Source organism: Sphaerotilus natans (assembly GCF_900156335.1).
GTDB lineage: Bacteria > Pseudomonadota > Gammaproteobacteria > Burkholderiales > Burkholderiaceae_C > Sphaerotilus > Sphaerotilus natans.
The window spans coordinates 272,952-291,988 of sequence record NZ_FTMZ01000004.1; the positions used below are offsets into that span (position 1 = coordinate 272,952).

At 71.6% G+C, this 19,037-nt stretch carries 11 protein-coding genes; 4 read left to right on the plus strand and 7 right to left on the minus strand.

Going from position 1 to position 19,037, the window contains the following annotated elements; genetic code table 11:
• Window positions 1-5 precede the first annotated feature (5 nt).
• The 4 genes from BW996_RS05990 to BW996_RS06005 all read right to left on the minus strand — a co-directional run bounded on the left by BW996_RS05990 (window position 6) and on the right by BW996_RS06005 (window position 8,688).
• Window positions 6-1,490, minus strand: a complete 1,485-nt coding sequence (locus tag BW996_RS05990; RefSeq protein ID WP_162177973.1) for a TolC family protein — start codon at window positions 1,488-1,490, stop codon at window positions 6-8.
• A complete protein-coding gene (locus tag BW996_RS05995; RefSeq protein ID WP_037481676.1) occupies window positions 1,480-2,829 on the minus strand; it encodes an HlyD family type I secretion periplasmic adaptor subunit in 1,350 nt (449 codons plus the stop codon). The genes BW996_RS05990 and BW996_RS05995 overlap by 11 nt, the downstream gene beginning before the upstream one ends.
• The gene (locus tag BW996_RS06000) at window positions 2,826-4,988 is read right to left on the minus strand and encodes a type I secretion system permease/ATPase (RefSeq protein ID WP_037481673.1); all 2,163 of its coding nucleotides are present in this window, start codon (window positions 4,986-4,988) and stop codon (window positions 2,826-2,828) included. The genes BW996_RS05995 and BW996_RS06000 overlap by 4 nt, the downstream gene beginning before the upstream one ends.
• A gap of 145 nt (window positions 4,989-5,133) precedes the next feature.
• Entirely contained in the window at window positions 5,134-8,688 is a 3,555-nt protein-coding gene (locus BW996_RS06005; protein ID WP_037481671.1) for a C2 family cysteine protease, read from the minus strand.
• A 258-nt stretch (window positions 8,689-8,946) separates the two neighbouring features.
• Between BW996_RS06005 and BW996_RS06010 the strand changes: the two genes are divergently transcribed.
• Window positions 8,947-9,852, plus strand: coding sequence for a LysR family transcriptional regulator (locus tag BW996_RS06010; protein WP_037481669.1), 906 nt, complete (start codon window positions 8,947-8,949; stop codon window positions 9,850-9,852).
• Here the strand turns inward: BW996_RS06010 and BW996_RS06015 are convergent.
• The gene (locus BW996_RS06015; RefSeq protein WP_037481668.1) at window positions 9,842-10,162 is read right to left on the minus strand and encodes a YkgJ family cysteine cluster protein; all 321 of its coding nucleotides are present in this window, start codon (window positions 10,160-10,162) and stop codon (window positions 9,842-9,844) included. The genes BW996_RS06010 and BW996_RS06015 overlap by 11 nt on opposite strands.
• Before the next feature lie 89 nt (window positions 10,163-10,251).
• Here BW996_RS06015 and BW996_RS06020 point away from each other — a divergent pair, with 89 nt between their 5' ends.
• The 3 genes from BW996_RS06020 to BW996_RS06030 are packed head-to-tail and all read left to right on the plus strand — an operon-like array spanning window position 10,252 to window position 13,965.
• Window positions 10,252-11,454, plus strand: a complete 1,203-nt coding sequence (locus BW996_RS06020) for a DegT/DnrJ/EryC1/StrS family aminotransferase (protein ID WP_051631908.1) — start codon at window positions 10,252-10,254, stop codon at window positions 11,452-11,454.
• Between the two features lie 25 nt (window positions 11,455-11,479).
• Window positions 11,480-12,076, plus strand: coding sequence for a sugar transferase (locus tag BW996_RS06025; RefSeq protein ID WP_037481666.1), 597 nt, complete (start codon window positions 11,480-11,482; stop codon window positions 12,074-12,076).
• Window positions 12,073-13,965, plus strand: coding sequence for a polysaccharide biosynthesis protein (locus BW996_RS06030; protein ID WP_037481664.1), 1,893 nt, complete (start codon window positions 12,073-12,075; stop codon window positions 13,963-13,965). Before BW996_RS06025 ends, BW996_RS06030 begins: the two co-directional genes overlap by 4 nt.
• Here BW996_RS06030 and BW996_RS06035 read toward each other — a convergent pair.
• Window positions 13,949-16,387, minus strand: coding sequence for a putative bifunctional diguanylate cyclase/phosphodiesterase (locus BW996_RS06035; RefSeq protein WP_051631907.1), 2,439 nt, complete (start codon window positions 16,385-16,387; stop codon window positions 13,949-13,951). The genes BW996_RS06030 and BW996_RS06035 overlap by 17 nt on opposite strands.
• 74 nt (window positions 16,388-16,461) lie before the next feature.
• The gene (locus BW996_RS06040) at window positions 16,462-18,948 is read right to left on the minus strand and encodes a putative bifunctional diguanylate cyclase/phosphodiesterase (RefSeq protein ID WP_037481662.1); all 2,487 of its coding nucleotides are present in this window, start codon (window positions 18,946-18,948) and stop codon (window positions 16,462-16,464) included.
• Window positions 18,949-19,037 lie beyond the last annotated feature (89 nt).

Consider the following 19,037-nt stretch of genomic DNA (forward strand, 5'->3'; position numbering starts at 1 on the left):
AGGTCTCAGCGCACCCGCGTGCCCCCCGCTCCGTCCACCTGCTGCATCACCCCGGCCGCGGCCAGCAGCCGCAGCCGCGCCGCATGCCAGCCGGCCAGCGCGCGCACCTGCTCGAGCCGGGCCTCGGCCAGCAGCGACTGGCTGGAGAGCAGCTCGGAGATGTCGGCCACGCCCTTGTCGTAGCGGCGCGTGGCGCTGGCGCTGGCGGCCTCGGCGGCCAGCGCCAGATCCGCAGCGGCCGGCAGGGTGCGCCGGGCGGAGAGCGCGTCGGCATGGGCGCGCAGCACCTCGAGCGCGACCTGCTGGCGCGCCTGCTCGAGCTGGGCCTCGCTCTGCGCGAGCTGCGCCTGCGCGCCGCGAATGCGGTAGGTGTGGCCGAAGCCGTCGAACAGCGGCAGCGTCAGCCGCAGGCCATAGGTGGTCACGCGGCTGCCGCTGGCGTAGAGCCCCTGGTCGGGCTGGCCGTCGACATGGCGGGCGGCACTGGCGTCGAGCGTCGGCAGCCCTTCCGCGCGCACGCTGCCGACCTTCAGCCGGGCCACCTGCAGCCGCGCCTGCGCCGCCAGGATCGACGGATGGCGCGCGCGCGCCTCGTCGAGCCAGCGCGGCAGATCCTCGGTCTCCTCGTCCTGCGCCGGGTCGAGCTGCGCGGGCAGGCGCAACCGCGTGCCGTCGGCCAGGCCCATCAGACCGGAGAGCGTGACCTGCGCGCGCTGCGCCTCGCCGCGCGCACGCTCCAGCGCGAGCTGCGCGCGGGCCTGCTGCGCACGCGCCTGCAGCACGTCGCTGCCGGCCACCAGGCCGTGGCGCTCGCGCCGCTGCGCGGTGTCGAGCGCGTCCTGCGCCTGCGCGCGGGCCTGCTCGCGCATCGTCAGCATCGCCTGCGCGGTGATCGCCTCGAAATAGGCCGAGACCAGGGACGCCATCAGCCGCTGCACCAGCGCATCGCGGGCTGCTGCGGCCGCGGCCAGCAGCCGCTGCGCCCCGTCGCGGGCACCGGCGCGGGTGCCGAAGTCGAACAGCCGCCAGCTCAGCGCCAGGCTGCGGGCGGTGCTGGCCTGATCGACCGACTGGCCGCTGCCGGTGTGAAGCGTGGTGGTCGACTGCCGCGACACGCTGGCCTGCAGCCGCGGCCAGAAGGCGGCGCGGGCTTCGCCGAGCGCCGCAGCCTGGGCCTCGAGCTCGGCCTGGGCCTGGGCCAGCTGGGGGTGGCGGCACAGCGCCAGCGCCAGCGCCTCGGCCAGCGACAGCGGCGGGGCGTCCTCGAGCGGATCGGCGCAGACGGGCGGCGGCACGGCCTGCGGTCCGGCGAGCTGAGGCACCTGCAACGGATCGTGCAGCAGATCGGGCACCGATGGACCAGGAGCCAGACGCAGCAGATCCGGCGGCTCGGTGGCCGCCGACGTTTGCGCCACCGTGATCGCGAGCATGAGCGCGACCCGGCGCAGCGCCACAGCCCCAGGAACCCGCCAGGTCGACTCAGCGCTCACGCAGGCTCTCCCGGCTGTGCTGCAGCAGCGGCGACAGCACATAGTCGATCAGGCGCCGGTCGCCGGTGCGGATCTCGGCGCTGCCGCTCAGGCCGGGTGTCAGCGGTACCGCCCGGCCGTCGACCTGCAGCACCGGCTGCTCCAGCGTGATGCGCACCGCATAGACCGGGCCGCGCTTCTCGTCCTGCACCGCATCGCGCGAGACCTGCGCGACCACCGCCGGCACGGTGCCGTACTTGGTGTACGGGAAGGCGTCGATCTTGACCTGCGCCGGCTGGCCCTCGCGCACGAAGCCGATGTCGCGGTTCTCGACGCGCACCTCCATCTCGACCTGGGCCTGGGTCGGCACGATCTGCATCAGCGGCTGCGCCGCCGGCACCGCGCTGCCGACGGTGTGCACCGCCAGCTGCTGCACCGTGCCGTCGACCGGCGCCACCAGGCGCAGCAGCTCGCCCTGGGTGCGCGCCCGGTCCAGCTCGGAGCGCGCGGCGTCGACCTGGCGCTGGCCCTCGACCCGGCTGTCCTGCGCGGCGCGGCGCATCTCGGCGGTCAGCGCGTGCTGCTGCGCGCGGATGACCGCCAGCTGGCCGGCGATCTCCACCCGGGCCTGCTCGCGCTCCATCCAGGCATGGCGCGAGACATCGCCGCTGTGCAGCAGCTCGGCATGGTCGCGGGCACGCTGCTCGGCCAGCGGCAGCGCCTGGGCCAGGCGGCCGGCATCGGCCTCGAGCCGCGCCAGCCGGCTGCGGTACTCGCGCCACTGGTCCTGCAGATGCTGCTCGGCCAGGCGGTGCTGCACGGCATCGACATCCGGCAGCGCGGCCAGCCGAGGCGCCGCGTCGCCCCGGCCGTCGAGCGCCGCCAGCAGCGCGCCGGCCCGCTCGACCTGCAGCAGCGCCTGGGCCAGCGCCTGCGCGGCGCGCCGGCCCTCGCTGTCGCTCAGGCGGGTGTCGAGCTCGACCAGCAGATCGCCGGCCTTCACCACCCGGCCCTCCTCGACATGCAGCGCATGCACGCGCGCGGTCTCGACCGCCGCCAGCGTCTTGGTCTGGCCACGCGGCACGATCCGGCCCTGGGCATTGACGACGATGTCGATGCGCCCGATCACCGACCAGACCAGCAGCGCCAGCACCAGCAGCATCAGCAGCCGCGCGGTCCAGCGCCCGGAGGGCGAGACCGGCCGCGCCTGCAGCGACAGCGCCGCGGGCAGGAATTCGGCCTCCTCGGCGGTATGCGCCGGCGGCGTGAGCTCGCGGCGGTGAGACCAGGCGTGCGACCAGGCGCGGCGGTAGCGGCCGAGCAGCTCGCCCCAGGCCTGCAGACGGTGGCGCAGGCTCATGCCGCACCTCCGTGCTGCAAGCCGTGCAGATGGGTGTAGATGCCGCGCGGATTGCGCAGCAGCTCCTCATGGCTGCCGACCTCGGCGATCTGGCCGCGCTCCATCACCACGATGCGATGGGCGCCGCGCACCGCCGAGAGCCGGTGCGCGATGATCAGCACGGTGCGGCCCTGGCAGATCAGGCGCATGTTGTCGTGAATGATCTTCTCGCTCTCGTAGTCGAGCGCGCTGGTGGCCTCGTCGAAGATCAGGATGCGCGGGTTGGTGATCAGCGCGCGTGCGATGGCGATGCGCTGGCGCTGCCCGCCCGACAGGCCGGTGCCATGCTCGCCGACGACCGTGTCGTAGCCCTCGGGCAGCTCGCAGATGAACTCGTGCGCGCCGGCCAGCTTCGCCGCCTGCATCACCAGCTCGATCGGCGCGGCCGGGTGGCTCAAGGCGATGTTGTCGCGCACCGAGCGGTTGAACAGCGTGTTCTCCTGCAGCACCACGCCGATCTGCTGGCGCAGGCTGGGCGTGTCGATGACGGCCAGGTCCTGGCCGTCGACCAGCACCCGGCCGCGGTCGGGCACATAGAGGCGCTGCACCAGCCGGGTCAGCGTGCTCTTGCCCGAGCCGGAACGCCCGACGATGCCGATCACCTCGCCCGGGCGCACCCGCAGCGACACCTGGCGCAGCACGTCGGCGGCGTCGGGGCGGTAGCGGAAGGAGACCTGGTCGAACTCGATCGCGCCCTGCAGCCGCGGCAGCCGGGTCTTCTGGCCGGCGACCTCGGGGTGCGTGTTGAGGATGTCGCCCAGCCGGCTCATCGAGATGCCGACCTGCTGGAAGTCGTTCCAGAGCTGCGCCAGCCGCAGGATCGGGCTCGACACCTGGCCGGCGAGCATGTTGAAGGCCACCAGCTCGCCCACCGTGAGCTGCTTGTCGATCACCAGCGTGGCGCCGATCCACATGATCGCCGCGGTCACCAGCTTGCTGGTCAGCGCGACGCCGCCGCCGGCCACCGTGGTCACATTGGTCACCGCCAGACCCGACGAGACATAGGCGGCGAGCTGCTGGTCCCATTTCTGGATCCAGCGCGGCTCCACCGCCATCGACTTGACGGTGTCGATGCCGCTGATCGTCTCGACCAGGAAGGACTGGTTTTCCGCGCCCTTGTTGAACTTGTCCTCCAGGCGGCGGCGGATGACCGGCGTGAACACCAGCGACAGCAGCACGTAGACCGGGATCGAGGCCAGCACCACCAGCGTCAGCGTCACGCTGTACCCGAGCATCACGCCCAGGAAGACGAAGGAGAACAGCAGGTCCAGCACCAGCGTCATGACATTGCCGGTCAGGAAGCTGCGGATGCTCTCGAGCTCGCGGATGCGCGCCACCGAGTCGCCGACGCGGCGCGACTGGAAATACGCCAGCGGCAGGTTCAGCAGATGGCGAAACAGCCGTGCGCCCAGCTCGACGTCGATCTTGCTGCTGGTGTGCGCGAACACCCAGGTGCGGATGCCCGACAGCAGCGCCTCGAAGACCATCGCGCAGATCAGGCCGATGGCGATGACGTTGAGCGTCTGCATCGCATGGTTGACCAGCACCTTGTCCATCACCACCTGGAAGAACAGCGGCGTGGCCAGGCCGATGAGCTGCAGCACCAGCGAGATCAGCAGGATTTCCGCCAGCAGCCGGCGGTACTTGACCACCGCCGGAATGAACCAGGTGAAGTCGAACTTCGCCATCGCGCCGGAAAAGCTCGCCTTGCTGGTGAACAGGATCAGCTCGCCAGTCCAGAGGCGCAGCAGCTCCTCGAGCGCGATGACCGCCGGCGGCTCGCCCGCGCGCTGGATCAGCACCCGGGTGCTGCCCGGCAGCTCGGCGCCGGCCGGCAGCGCGGCCGCGCCCTCGATGCGCGCGACGACGAAGAAGCGCCCGGCCGCATCGCGCGCCACCGCCGGCAGCGGCGCGCGCGCCAGCCGACGCGGATCCTGACGCACCGAGCGCGCGTTCAGCCCGAGCTGCTGCGCCGCCAGCAGCAGGCGCTGCAGGTCGAAGGGCTCGCGGCCATGCTGGTGACGCAGCTGCGCCTCGTCGGCGGCGATGCCGTGCAGCGCCGCCATCGCCAGCAGCGCCCACAGGCCGGAGTCCGGGGCGGGAATGGAAGGGGAGTTCATGGGGTGGCGGGGTCAGGCCAGTGCTGAAGGCGTTCAGCGGCATCGGCATCGGCATCATGCCAAACGAGAAAAGGCACCCGGCCCGGATGCGCGCCAGATGCCTTTCATGCCGCGGCGGCCCGTGATGGCCGCCGCACGGATCACGTCACACCGGCGTCGCCAGCAGCGTGACCGAGCTGGTCGTGTCGGAGCGGGTCGGCGCGAGGGCAGCCGCCTGACCGCCACCCACCGCCATCGCCTGCACGAGCTGGCTGACGTTGTACTGGTACTTGCTGTCCAGCGCGCCCATCGGAGCAGCCTCGTGGGTGACGATGAAGTTGTTGCTACCCACCCACAGCTCGGCGGCGCTCATGCCGAAGGTGCCGATCCAAGTCGAGCCGCCCTGGCTGCTCCAGGGGTTCTGCAGGATGAACTCGTCGGTCGCGGCATCGAAGCCGAGCACGGCGAACATGTGGCTGCCCACCAGCTCGGTCTTGCCGGTCAGGGCGTCCGTGGTGTTGACACTGCTGCCGTACATCACCTCCTGCCCGCTGGCGAGCGCGGCGACCACGGTGTTCTTGACGCTGGTGGTCCAGGCGCTGACGCTGTGGCTCGTCACGTTGTAGTAGGTCGAAGAACGGCCCATGATGGCCTGGAAGCCACGGCTGTCGCCGCCGCTGATGCCGTCATAGGTGTTCTGCTCGCCCTTGTAGTGGACCTCCCACTCGACATACGCTTTTTCGAGCAGCGACACCCACAGCGAGCCGGAGTCGGCGGTGGCCGTGCTCCAGGCCGGCAGGGCGTTGTTGACCGTCACGTACATCGGCTCGTCGTTGGGGGCGTAGAAGCGCACGCCCCAGGTGCCGTTGCCGTTGTCGGTGAACATCGTCTCCAGGATCGACGCGTAGTCGTCGGCCGTCACGATCATGGCCGCCATCAGGTAGCAGTCGCCGATGCTGCCCTGGTTGATCTCCGACGCAAGCGGGCCGGCGGCCGAGAACAGCGGCGCGTCTAAGGTGGTGTAGGTCGCCGAGCCGGTCCAGGTCGGCAGGTCGGTGCCGAGGAACCACTTGCCGACGAGCTTGCCCATCTGGTCGGCCGAGCTGCCCACGGCCAGGTTGCCGAGCGCGGTCTGGCTGGCCGCCCCGCCAGTCCACCACGAATTCGACAGGTCGCCGTTGACGACGTTGGCGGTGATCTTGGCGAGGTAGGACGAGGCGCCGAGCGTCTGGCTGACCGCCGAAGCCAGCGTCTTGAGGTCGTTCATCTGGGCCGCCGTGAGGCCGCCCGCGCCGATCGACGCGGCCACGCCGCCGAGCACCTGCACAAGGCCGTTGTAGCTGAAGAGCGATTCGCCCGCGCCGAGGGCGGCGGTGACCTGCGCCCGCACACCCGCGTCGGTGAGCGTGGCCAGCAGCGCTGTCACGGCCGAGCCGGCGGCCTGCACCGCAGCGGTCTGCGCCGGCGTCAGTGCCGCCAGTTGGGGGGCGGTCAGCGACGAATGGACGTACAGCAGGTTGGCGTTGCTGAGCCCGGCCACGGCGCTCGGGCTCAGGAACTGGACACGGCTGCCGAGCACGTCGAGCTGGCCGGGGGTCAGGTAGTTGGCCTGGGTGGCGCTGAGCGAACCCAGTTGCTGCGCCGTGAGGGCCGCAACCTGGTCGCCCTGGAGGCTGCTCAACTGCATCAGCGACAGTTGGCTGAAGGTGCCGACCGGCAGAGCGGCGATGGCGGCGGGCGACAGGACGCAGAGGTTGGTGCCCAGGACGGCCAGTTGGGCCGCGTTGAAGCCCGAGACGGCGGACACGGACAGGCCGACCAACTGCGCCGGGGTCAGGCTGGCGAGCTGGGTGGCGGTGAAGCCGGCGGCCTGCGTGGCCGTGAGGCCGGCGAGCTGGGCGGCGGTCAGGTCATCGAGCTGCGCGGTGGTGAAGCTGGCGATGGCGCTGGCCGAGAACCAGCCCATCTGCGCCGTCGTCAACGAGGTGCGCTGCCAGTAGTCGAGGGCCGCGACCTGGACGCCGGTCATCGCGCCGACGTGGGTGGCGTCGAGCGCGGCGATGGTGGCGCTCTTCATCTGCATGATGCCGGCCGGCGGGATGGCGGCGAAGGCGGCGGCCGACAGCGCGTTCAGCCACGCCGGCGTGCGCCAGTAGAAGTTTTGCGTGATCGACGCGACCTGGGCGGGCAGCAGGGCGGCGACGGCGGTCGTGCTCAGCGAGCCGAGGCTGATCGCGTTGAGCTGGGTGGTGGTCAGTGTCTGGGCATGGGAGGCGTCCAGCCCGGCGATGGCCGTGCCGCTCAGCTGGCCGATGCCGGTGGCGGTGATGGCGGCGAAGGCGGCCGGGCTGAGCGCGTTCAGCCACGCGGCATCCATCCAGTAGAAGCTGGTGCGGATGGCGGCGACCTTCTCCGGCGACAGCGCCGCCACGGCCGAGACGTTCAGCCACTCGGGGTAGTAGAGCGCGGCCACCTGCGCCACGGTCATGGCCTGCACATGGGCCGCGTCGAGCCCGGACGTGACCGTGCGGCCCAGGCCGACCAGACTGGCGGACGGAACGAGCGCGAACTTATCCGGCGCGATGGCGTTGAGCTGGGCAGCGGTGAAGCTGCTCCACTTGGCAGCGCCCATGCCGGTCAGCTGGGTGGCGGTGAGCGCAGCCATCGAGGCCAGGCTCAGGCTGCCAACGCCCAGAGCGTCCAGTTGCGTCGTGGTCAGCGCCTGGGTGTGCGCCACGTCCAGTCCGGCGATGGTGGAGCCGGCGAGCTGGCCGATGCCCTTGACCGGGATGGCGGCCAAGGCGGCCGGCGACAGCGCGTTGAGCCAGGCCGGGGTCATCCAGTAGAAGCTGGTGCCGATGGCCGCGACCTGGGCCGGGGAGAGGGCGGCCACCGCCGCCAGGCTGAGCTTCTCGGGGTAATACAGCGCGGCCATCTGTGCCGTGCCGAGCGCCTGCACATGGGCCACGTCCAGCCCGGCGCAGGCCGCGCTGGCGAACTTGGCCACGCTGGCCGGCGGGATCAGCGCGAACCGGTCGGGGGTGATGGCGTTGAGCTGCGCGGCGGTGAAGCTGCTCCACTTGGCAGCGCCCATGCCGGTCAGCTGGGCGGGGGTCAGCGCCGCCATCGAGGCCAGGCTCAGCTTGCCGACGCTCAGGGCATCGAGCTGGGCCGCCGTCAGGGCCTGGGTGTGCGCCACGTCCAGGCCGGCGATGGCGGTGCTGCCAAACTTTGCCACGCTGGTGGCCGCAAGCGTCGAGAACGCCTGCACCTGCACGGCATTCAGCCAAGCCGCCTCCATCGAGCCCCACTTGGTCGTGGGGATGGCGGCCAGCTGGGCGTCGCTCAGTGCGGCCACGGCCGCGGCGTTCAGCGACTGCGGCGAGGCCAGGCTGGCGATCTGGGTCGGGGTCAGGGCCGCGGCATGGTTCACGTCCAGGCCCGCGACGGCCGAACTGGCGATCTGGGCGATGCCGGCAGCCGGGATGGCCGCAAAGGCGCTGGGCGACAGGGCATTGAGCCAGCCCGCCGTCATCCAGTACCAGCTGATGCTGATCGACGGCATCTGCGCGGCCGTGAACCCGGCCACGGCCGCCGGCAGCAGCCAGTCCGGATGGGTCATCAGCTTGACCTGATCGGGCGTCAGGGACGCGATCTGTTCGGCAGTCACGCTCTTGTAGTCGGTGCTGGACCAGCTTGCGATGTTAGCGATCAATGCCATGGCGTCCCCATTTTCGTGCGTTGTGCGGAGATCCTGATCGGATTTCCCGATTTCAGTGTGCCTGCGCCAAGCCGGCCCCGAAAGAGGCCGCCGCCGCAAACAGCTTCAAGCCATTTTTGAAAACCCTGGTAACGCCCTCCCGACCGGGTGTTTATGTGAATATTTGTTAACAACAGAGCCCGCATCAAGTGCGCAGCCTCGTTTGCGCGTGAAACTGTTTCAAAAAAATTTTGATTCCGTTCCCTTCTGCCCTCGCCCATGAAAGCTCTCAGCGATCTGCAGCTCTTCGTGCGTGCCGCCCAGTCCTCCAGCCTGTCGGAGGCAGCACGCACGCTGGACATGAGTCCGGCCACGGCCAGTGCCGCCATCAAGCGACTGGAGGCCGAACTGGGTGCGCCCCTGTTCGTGCGGTCGACCCGGCACCTGCGTCTGTCGCCCGAGGGCGAGCTTTTCCTGGACGATTGCCGGGCCGGGCTGGAGATCCTGGAACAGGCGCATGACCGGCTGAGTGCCGGCCACCAGACGGTCTGCGGCACGGTCAGCCTGTCGATGCCCTCGGATCTGGGGCGCAACGTGGTGCTGCCGTGGCTGCATGAATTCCAGCGCCGTCACCCGCAGATCCTGCTGCGCCTGCAGGTGTCGGACCGACTCACGGACATCATGCGCAGCGCCGTCGATCTGGCGCTGCGCTACGGCGACCCACCGGACTCGACGCTGGTGAGCCTGGCTGTCTGCCCGGACAACCGCCGGGTGCTGTGCGCGTCACCGGACTATCTGGCGCGGCACGGCACGCCGCTGTCGCCGCGTGAACTGGTGCGCCACAACTGCCTGTGCTTCATGCTGAGCGAGCGCATTCATGACCACTGGACCTTCATGCGCGGATCGGAGATCGTCGAGGTCAACGTGCGCGGCCGTTTCCAGTGCGATGACGGCGATGCGGTGCGCCGGCTCGCGCTGGCCGGTGAAGGCGTGGTCTACAAGTCGGGCCTGGACGTGGCCGCCGACCTGCGCAGTGGTGCACTCGTGCGGCTGTGCCCGGACTGGCAGACCGAAGCCGCCCCACTGAACCTGATCTGCCCCGGCAGGCGCCATCTGCGCCCGGCGATGCGGCTGCTGCACAGCTTCCTGGTCGATCGCTTCTCGACCGTGCCCGTCAGCGGCTGAGCGGCAACGCCGGCAGCCCGTGCGCCGCCCGCGCCCTCAGGCAGCGCTCCTCGCCGGGCTGCAGCTCGTGGCAGGGCGAGGGTCGCTGCGGGTAGATGGTGCAGCCGACCTCGCGACCAATCTCGCCCGAGAGCGCCACGCAGCGCACGCCGGCGCGCTGGCCGGTGCCTTTCATGCAGCTCATCCAGGGATTGATCGCTTCGGTCAATGCCTCGGGCAGGCCGAGGGACTCGGCCTCGGCCCAGTAGAAGGACACGCGGAAATGGGCGCAGCAGGCGCCGCAGCTCTGGCAGGGATTGAAGTCGGCCATGGGACGCGAACTTATCACCGTCCGGAACGGCATCAGGAACTGCATTAGCATCGGCGCTCCCCGCCGCGTTCCCCGAAGCCCTGCCGCCGATGTCCTCGCCCACCGCCCCGTCCGATCCTGCCGCCCTGCCCTTCCTGCCCTTCGCGCTGCCCGAGATCGGCGAGGACGAGATCGCCGAGGTGGTCGACACGCTGCGCCACGGCTGGGTGACCACCGGCCCGAAGGCGCGCCGCTTCGAGCAGGACTTCGCCGCCTTCCTGGGCGGCGCCGACGCCGCGCCGGGGCTGGAGGCGATCGCGGTCAACTCGGCCACCGCCGGGCTGCACCTGGCGCTCGAGGCCGTCGGCGTCGGCCCTGGCGACGAGGTCATCACCACCACGCACACCTTCACCGCCAGCGCGGAGGTGGCGCGCTACCTGGGCGCCGACGTGCGCCTGGTCGACATCGACCCGGCCACGCTGTGCATCGACCCGGCCGCCATCGAGGCCGCGATCACCCCGCGCACCAAGGCGATCGTGCCGGTGCACTTCGCCGGGCGCGCCGCCGAGATGGGCGAGATCCTGGCCCTCGCCCGCCGCCACGGCCTGAAGGTGGTCGAGGACGCCGCGCACGCGCTGCCCACCACCCACGCCGGGCAGATGATCGGCACGCTGGCCAGCGACGTCACCGTCTTCAGCTTCTACGCCAACAAGACCATCACCACCGGCGAGGGCGGCATGGCGGTCACCCGCGACCCGGCGCTGGCCGCGCGCATGAAGGTGATGCGCCTGCACGGCATCAACCGCGACGCCTTCGATCGCTTCACCGCCAAGGTGCCGAGCTGGTACTACGAGATCGTCGCGCCCGGCTTCAAGTACAACCTGACCGACATCGCCGCGGCGCTGGGCATCCACCAGCTCAGGCGCGCCCGCGAGTTCCGCGACGCCCGCGCGCGCATCGCCGCGCAGTACGACGCGCTGCTGGCCGACCTGCCGCTGACGCTGCCGCCGCAGCCTGCCGCCGGCGACCTGCATTCCTGGCACATCTACGTGCTGCGCCTGGCGGACAACGCGCCGGTCGGGCGCGACGCGGTGATCGAGGCGCTGTTCGCCGCCGGCATCGGCAGCAGCGTGCACTACATCCCGCTGCACCAGCAGCCCTACTGGCGCGAGCGCTACCAGCTGCGCGCCGAGGACTTCCCGCACAGCCAGAAGGCCTACGAGGCCACCTTCAGCCTGCCGCTGTACTCGCGCATGACGCCGGCCGACGCCGAGCGGGTGGCCGCGGTGCTGCGCGGCGTGCTGGCGCGCTGAGCGGCCCAGGCGGTTGCTTGACGACATGGCCAAGCGCCTGCTCGACCTGCTGCTGGCCGGCTGCGGCCTGATCGTGCTCTCGCCGCTGCTGCTGGCGATCGCGCTGGCGATCCGGCTGGACTCGCCCGGGCCGGTGTTCTTCCGCCAGGTGCGCGTCGGCCGCCACGGCCGCGAGTTCCGCATCCACAAGTTCCGCACGATGGCGCATGCGCCGCAGGACCGCGGCCCGCAGCTCACCGTGGGCCAGGACGCGCGCATCACCCGCGTCGGCGCGCTGCTGCGCCGCACCAAGCTCGACGAGCTGGCGCAGCTCCTCGACGTGCTCGGCGGCTCGATGAGCCTGGTGGGCCCGCGCCCCGAGGTGCCGCGCTATGTGGCGCTCTACCCGGCCGGGCTGCGCGAGAAGGTGCTGTCGGTGCGCCCCGGCATCACCGACTTCGCCTCGATCGAATACCGCGACGAAAGCACGCTGCTGGCGCGCAGCACCGACCCGGAACGCACCTACCGCGAGGTGGTCCTGCCGGCCAAGCTGGCGCTGCAGGCACGCTACGTCGACGAGGCGGGCGTGCTGACCGACCTGAGGCTGATCCTGCGCACGCTGCGCGCGATCCTCGAACGATGAGCTGGCACACCCTCGACACCCTGCTGACCCGCATCCGGCCGCACCGCGAGCCGCTGGCCCTGGCGATCGACGCCGCGGTCATCGCCGCGTGCTGGAACATCACCTACCTGTTCCGCCTGGGCTTCGAGCGCTGGTGGAGCGCGCGCCCGGTCTACGACGGCTGGGTGCTGGCCGGGCTGCTGGCACTGTATGTCGCGGTGTTCGCGGCGCTGAAGGTGCCTAAGGGCATGTGGCGCTTCTCCGGCTTCGGCGAGGTGCAGCGCCTGACCTTCGCCTGCGCGATCGCCGGGCTGCTGGGCGCGGTCGGCGTGCTGATGGCGCAGCTGGTGCAGGTGCCGCGCGCGGTGCTGGCGCTGCATCCGGTCGTCAGCCTGATGGGGCTGGCGATGGTGCGCATCGGCTACCGCATGCTCTACGAGCACATGCGCGGGCGCCTGTCGGGCTCGATGCACGAGACGCGCCGCGCCCTCGTCCTGGGCGCCGGCGACGCGGCCAAGCTGCTCATCGCCGGCATCCAGCACCACGGCTGGGTGGTGGTCGGCCTGCTCGACGACAACCCGCGCAAGCTGGGCGCGCGCATCGGCGGCGTGCCGGTGCTGGGCGAGCTGGAGAGCGCGCCGCGCTGGGCCGCGGTGCACGGCATCACCCACCTGATCGTGGCGATGCCCTCGGCCTCGGCGGTGCAGCGCCGCCGCGCGCTCGATCTGGCCGCCGCCACCGGTCTGCCGGTGGTGACGGTGCCGACCGCCGCCGAGCTGCGCGAGGGCCAGGCCGTGGCGCAGGTGCGCGACATCGAGCCCGACGACCTGCTCGGCCGCGCGCCGGTGCAGCTCGACGAGGGCGGCATCAGCGAATGCCTGTCGGGCAAGGTGGTGCTGATCACCGGCGCGGGCGGCTCGATCGGCTCGGAGCTGTGCCGGCAGGTGGCGCGCTACGGGCCGCTCAAGCTGGTGCTCTACGAGCTGAGCGAGTTCGCGCTCTACCGCATCGAGCAGGAGCTGGGCGAGCAGTTCCCGCACATCCCGCTGGTGCGGCTGGTCGGCGACGTGCGCGACCCCGAGCACCTGCGCGTGACCTTCGCGCGCGTGCGCCCGCAGGTGGTCTTCCACGCCGCGGCCTACAAGCATGTGCCGCTGATGGAGGAAGACAACGCCTTCTCCGCGCTGCGCAACAACACGCTGGGCACCTGGCGCGCGGCCAGCGCGGCGGCCGCCGCCGGCGTCGAGCGCTTCGTGCTGATCTCGACCGACAAGGCGGTCAACCCGACCAACGTGATGGGCGCGACCAAGCGCGCCGCCGAGATGGCGATATCGCGGCTGGCCGCGCAGATGGCCGCCGGCGGCGGGCGCACGCGCTTCATGGCGGTGCGCTTCGGCAACGTGCTGGGCTCGTCGGGCAGCGTGATCCCGAAGTTCAAGGAACAGATCGCCCGCGGTGGGCCGGTCACGGTGACGCACCCGGACATCACCCGCTTCTTCATGACCATCCCCGAGGCCGCACGGCTGGTGGTGCAGGCCGGCGCCATCGGCGAAGGCGGCCAGGTCTTCGTGCTCGACATGGGCGAGCCGGTGAAGATCGTCGACCTGGCGCGTGACCTGATCCGCCTGAGCGGTCACACCCTGGCCGAGATCCCGATCGCCTTCAGCGGCCTGCGCCCGGGCGAGAAGCTGTTCGAGGAGCTGCTGGCCGACGCCGACGCGACGCTGCCCACCCGCTTCGAGCGGCTGCGCATCGCGCGGCTGGATGCGTCGGCCAGCTCGCTCGACGAGGTGCAACAACTGCTGGACTGGGCCGCCGCCCGCTCGGCCGCGCCCGACGACGAGGTCCGCGAGCGCCTGGCGCGGCTGGTGCCCGAGTACCGCCCGGCGCGGATCAGGTCGGCAGGCTGAGCGGCGCGACGCTCGAACTCAGGCGCATGCGCTCGCGCAGCGGGCCCGGCTCGAGCGGCCGGCCCAGCAGATAGCCCTGCAGGCGCTCGCAGCCGCACAGCAGCAGCGCCTCGCGCTGCGCGGGCGTTTCCACGCCTTCGGCCAGCGTGGCCATGCCGGTGGCCTGGCCGAGCTGCACGATCAGCCGCACGATCGCCTCGGCCTGCTGCGCCCGCGGTCCGGCCTCGCCCAGCGCCGCCACGAAGCTGCGATCGATCTTGAGCAGATCGACCGGCAGCTCGGCCAGCTGCGCCAGCGAGGAATAGCCAGTGCCGAAGTCGTCGAGCGCGATCGACACGCCCAGCAGACGCAGCGCGTGCAGCTGCTCGCGTGCGCGGCGGGCGTCCTGCATCAGCACCGTCTCGGTCACCTCCAGCTCGAGCCGCTCGGCGGACAGGCCGGCTCCGGCCAGCGCCGAACGCACGCTGTCAACCAGCGCATCGCCGCGCAGCTGCAGCGCCGAGAGGTTGACCGCCAGCCGCATCGGCTCGGGCCAGCCGGCGGCCTCCTGGCAGGCCCGGTGCAGCACCCATTCGCCCAGCAGGGCGATCAGGCCATGCTCCTCGGCCAGCGGCACGAACTCGGCCGGCGAGATCCAGCCCCGCACCGGATGGCGCCAGCGCAGCAGGGCCTCGGCCCCGCTGAGCCGGCCCTCGGCCAGATCGAACTGCGGCTGGTAATGCAGCATCAGCCGGCCGGCCTCGGCCTGCTCGCCGGTGGGAGCGCGCAGCAGCAGGCCCAGATCGCGGACCAGGCCGTGGCGGCGCATCAGCTCGGCCCGCATCGGCGCGTCGAAGGTGCGTGCGACATCGCGACCCGCGGCCTTGGCGGCATACAGCGCCAGATCGGCATCCTGGAACAGGCGATCGGCGTCAGGATGAAGCACATCCCAGGAGGCTACGCCCAGACTGGCACGCACATCGACAGCGGCCTGCTCGTCCTGCCAGACCGGGCGCAGCGCCTGCAGCAGGGCCTGCGCCATCGCCTCGCGCTCGGCCTCCGGGTGGGGGCGGTCGATCAGCAAGGCGAACTCGTCGCCACCCAGCCGGGCCAGCACATGCGCGGCCGGATCGCCGAAACCCGCCACGCAGGCCGAGAGCCGGCGCGCGACCTCGCGCAGCAGGCGATCGCCGACCGCATGGCCGAGGGTGTCGTTGATCTCCTTGAAGTTGTCGAGATCGAGCAGGCAGAGCGTCAGCATCGGCGATGGCGACGGTGCTGACGCCTCGGCCGGACGGCCCGCCACCGCCACATGGCAGCGCGCCACCGCCTCGGCGCAGCGGCGCTGCAGCACATGGCGATTGGCCAGGCCGGTCAGCACATCGGTGTGAGCCAGACGCTGCAGCTCGCGCGACTGCTCGCGCAGCAAGGTGACATCACGCACCACGCCGCGCCAGCTGACGATGCGCGCCTCGGCATCGAGCAGCGGCACGCCGCTGACCGTCCAGTGCTGCCAGGCGGTCTGCAGCAGCTGGCGCGAGGGCAGGCGCAGCGCCAGCGCCCGAAAGGGCTCGGGCTCCGACAGGTTCCGGGCCAGCTGCTCGCTGCCCTCGGCATCGCGCAGCAGCTCGATCAGGGCGCGGTCGATCAGCAGATTGGCATCGTTGACACCCAGCGCCTGCGCCATGCGCGAGGAGATGCGCCTCAGCCGGCCGCGGGCATCGGTCTCCCAGAGCCAGTCGTCGGCGTGCTGCTCGAAATCGCGCAGCAGCAGGTCGAGCGCGTGGCGCTCGCGCCGGGCTGCCGCCTCGGCCTGCAGCCGGTGGCGCACGCTGCGCCCGATGGCGTTCAGCGACACCATCACCAGCAACGCCATCAGCAGCGTCAGCGGCACCGAAACGTCGCGCACCAGGCCGTCGAGTTGCAGCACGCCCAGCAGCACGCCGGCCGAGGTCACCAGCGTCCAGCCCATGCCGCCCCAGCGCAGCGGCGCGCCGGCCATCGCGCCGATCGGGATCGCGGCGCAGGCGATCATGCCCAGCAGATAGCGCCGCTCCGCATCGACCTGCGGATAAATGAAGACCGAGATGCCCGCGAACATCAGCCCGGTCAGCACGCTATGGCCGATCAGGCGCCAGCGCACCGCTGGCTGCGCCAGCCGCACCAGCGGCCAGCCCAGGCTGCGCAGCACGTCGAGCAGCTCCAGCAGCCCGGCCGCCGCCAGCCCGACCGGCCACAGCAGCATCCAGCGCTGCGCCCCGCCCATCACCGGATGAACCAGCCACAGCACCAGCAGGCCGAGTCCGATCGAGCTGCCCGCCGCCATCACCGCCATGCGCAGCACCGCCTGCATCAGCCGGCCCTGCTCGAGCCCCAGCCCATCGGCATCAGCCCAGCCGGATCGGTCGCCGATCAGCGTGGAGCGGGATTCGGCAGCAGGCATGGGCAGCGCAGTGAGCGGCGAATGGAAAAAGACAAATGTCAAACCACAGACGGGGCCGGGCAAGGCGGCGCGGATTATCGCGATTCCGGCCCGGAAACGACCGAGGACCATTCCCCGGTCGGTCGCGTCGCAGCCACACGGCGCGTGGCTTCCTTCACATCCAGCGCCGCGGCGAACAGGTAGCCCTGCACCTGGTCGCAGCCATGGCGGCGCAGCACCTCCAGCTGTGCGGCGGTCTCGACGCCCTCGGCCAGCGTCTTCATGCCCAGCGCCTGGCCGAGCTGCACGATGGTGCGCAGGATCTGGTCGGCCTGCGGCCCGCCCCCGTCCAGCGCGACGACAAAGCTGCGGTCGATCTTCAGCGTCGTGATCGGATAGGTGCGCAGCGACGACAGCGAGGAATGCCCGGTGCCGAAGTCGTCCAGCCCGAGCCGGATGCCCAGCATGCGCAGCGCCTGCATGCGGGTGCGCGCGCTGGCCGGATCGGCCAGCACTGCGGTCTCGGTGATCTCCAGCTCCAGGCGGCGCGGCGCCAGCCCGGTCTCGGCCAGCACCTCGGAGACGGTGCGCACCAGATGGCGGCCGGCGAACTGCACCCCAGACACATTGACCGCGATCTTGGTGTCGCCGCCCCAGCGGGCCGCATCGTGGCAGGCCTGGCGCAGCACCCACTCGCCCAGTGCGACCACCAGCCCGGTCTCCTCGGCGACCGGCACGAAATCGGCCGGCGAGATCCAGCCGCGCTGCGGATGGCGCCAGCGCAGCAGCGCCTCGAAGCCGGTCAGCCGGCCGTCGGCGACATCATGCTGAGGCTGGTAATGCACGCTCAGCCAGCCGCAGGCGGGCTCGGGCAGGCGCTCGCCGCCGCGTGCGAGCCGGCGCCGTGCCGCCTCCAGCGCCTGGCCCAGCTCCTGGATGACCAGATGCCGGCCGGCCATGCGCTCGCCCATCGCCGCATCGAAGAGCCGCACCATGTCGCGCCCGGCCGCCTTGGCCTCGTACAGCGCGATGTCGGCCTGCTGCAGCAGCAGCGCCGCGCGGGTGCCCGGCCCGTCCCAGGCCGCGGCGCCCAGGCTGGCGCGGATCTCCACGCACAGCGCCTCATGCTGCCAGGGCTCGCGCAGCACCGCCAGCAGCGCCAGTGCCAGATCCTCGCGCTCGACGGTCAGCATCGGCCGCTCGATCAGCAGCGCGAACTCGTCGCCACCCAGCCGGGCCAGCACCCCCTCGGGCCCCTGCGCATCCAGACCGCGCTCCTCGAGCACCCCGCGCAGCCGCCGCGCCACCTCCTGCAGCAGCAGATCGCCCACCAGATGGCCGAAGTGGTCGTTGACCGTCTTGAAATTGTCCAGATCGAGCAGCAGCAGCGACAGCGGGCTGTCATCGTCCGCCCCCGGTGCGGGCGGCGCCCGGCGAGCCAGCGCCTGCACCGCGGCCTCGGCGCGCTGCTGCAGCACATGGCGGTTGGCCAGGCCGGTCAGGGTGTCGGTGCGCGCCAGCCGCTCGAGTTCGCCGGACTGCTGGCGCAGCAGCGTCACATCGCGCACGATGCCGCGCCAGCCGGTCTGCAGCCCGACCGCATCGAGCACCGGCACGCCGCTGATCGACCACCAGCTCGGCGAGCGGCCGGGCCGGCTCACCGCCACCTCGATGCCGCGAAAGGGCTGGCCCGACTGCAGCGCCGCCATCAGCGCCATCAGCTCGGGCGGCATGCGGGCATCGACACGGCCACGAAAGCCCTGGCGCATCGCCAGCGAGGCGCCGCCCTCGCCGCTGCGCAGCACCTGCACCAGATCCTGCCCGACCAGCGCCTGCGGCATGCTCAGGCCCAGCTCGGCGGCCATGCGCGGCGCCACCTGCCACAGCCGGCCGGCCCGGTCGCCGCGCCAGGTCCAGGCGTCGGACTGGGTCTCGAAATCGCGCAGCAGCATCGAGATGGTGTGCTCGCCCCGGGCCGCCTCGCTCTGGGCCTGCAGCCGCGCCAGCAGCGTGCGCGACACCCCGCGCACCGAGACGCTGACCAGCAGCCCGATCAGCACCAGCAGCGCGAAGGCCACCGAGAACACCGGCGTGCCCACCACCAGCAGCGCCAGCAGCGCGCCCACACCGAGCGTGCCGGCCCACAGCGCCGAGAGCACCGGCAGCGCCGCCAGCTCGATGGCGCCTGCGCACAGCGCGCCACCCAGCATCACGCCGACCAGGAACTGGCCCTCGCGGGCCATTTCGGGAAAGGCCTGCACCGCCAGCATGGCCAGCAGCAGACTGAACAGGCTGACCGGCAGCCCCAGGCGCAGCAGCACCAGCGTCGAGCGCAGCGCCTCGTCGTCACGGCGACCGAGCCGGCGCATGTCCAGATGCCAGACCAGCGCCAGCAGTGTCTGCAGCCCCGCCCAGGGCAGGATCCACGCCGGGCCGAGCGCCTCGGCGCACAGCCAGGCCGCCACCGCCGTCAGCAGCAGCAGCGAGGCCGTCATCCGAGGCACGATCTGCAGCACCCCGCGCACCTGCTGCGCGCGCCAGGGTGCCTTCGGCAGCAGCGCATCAGGCCAGGGACGGCTCATTTCCGGTTCGACGGCTTCGACAGGTTCGACATTCATCGGATGAAAATTCTCGAACGCCTCGCGCGAGCCTCCCAGGTCGGAATGCTCGG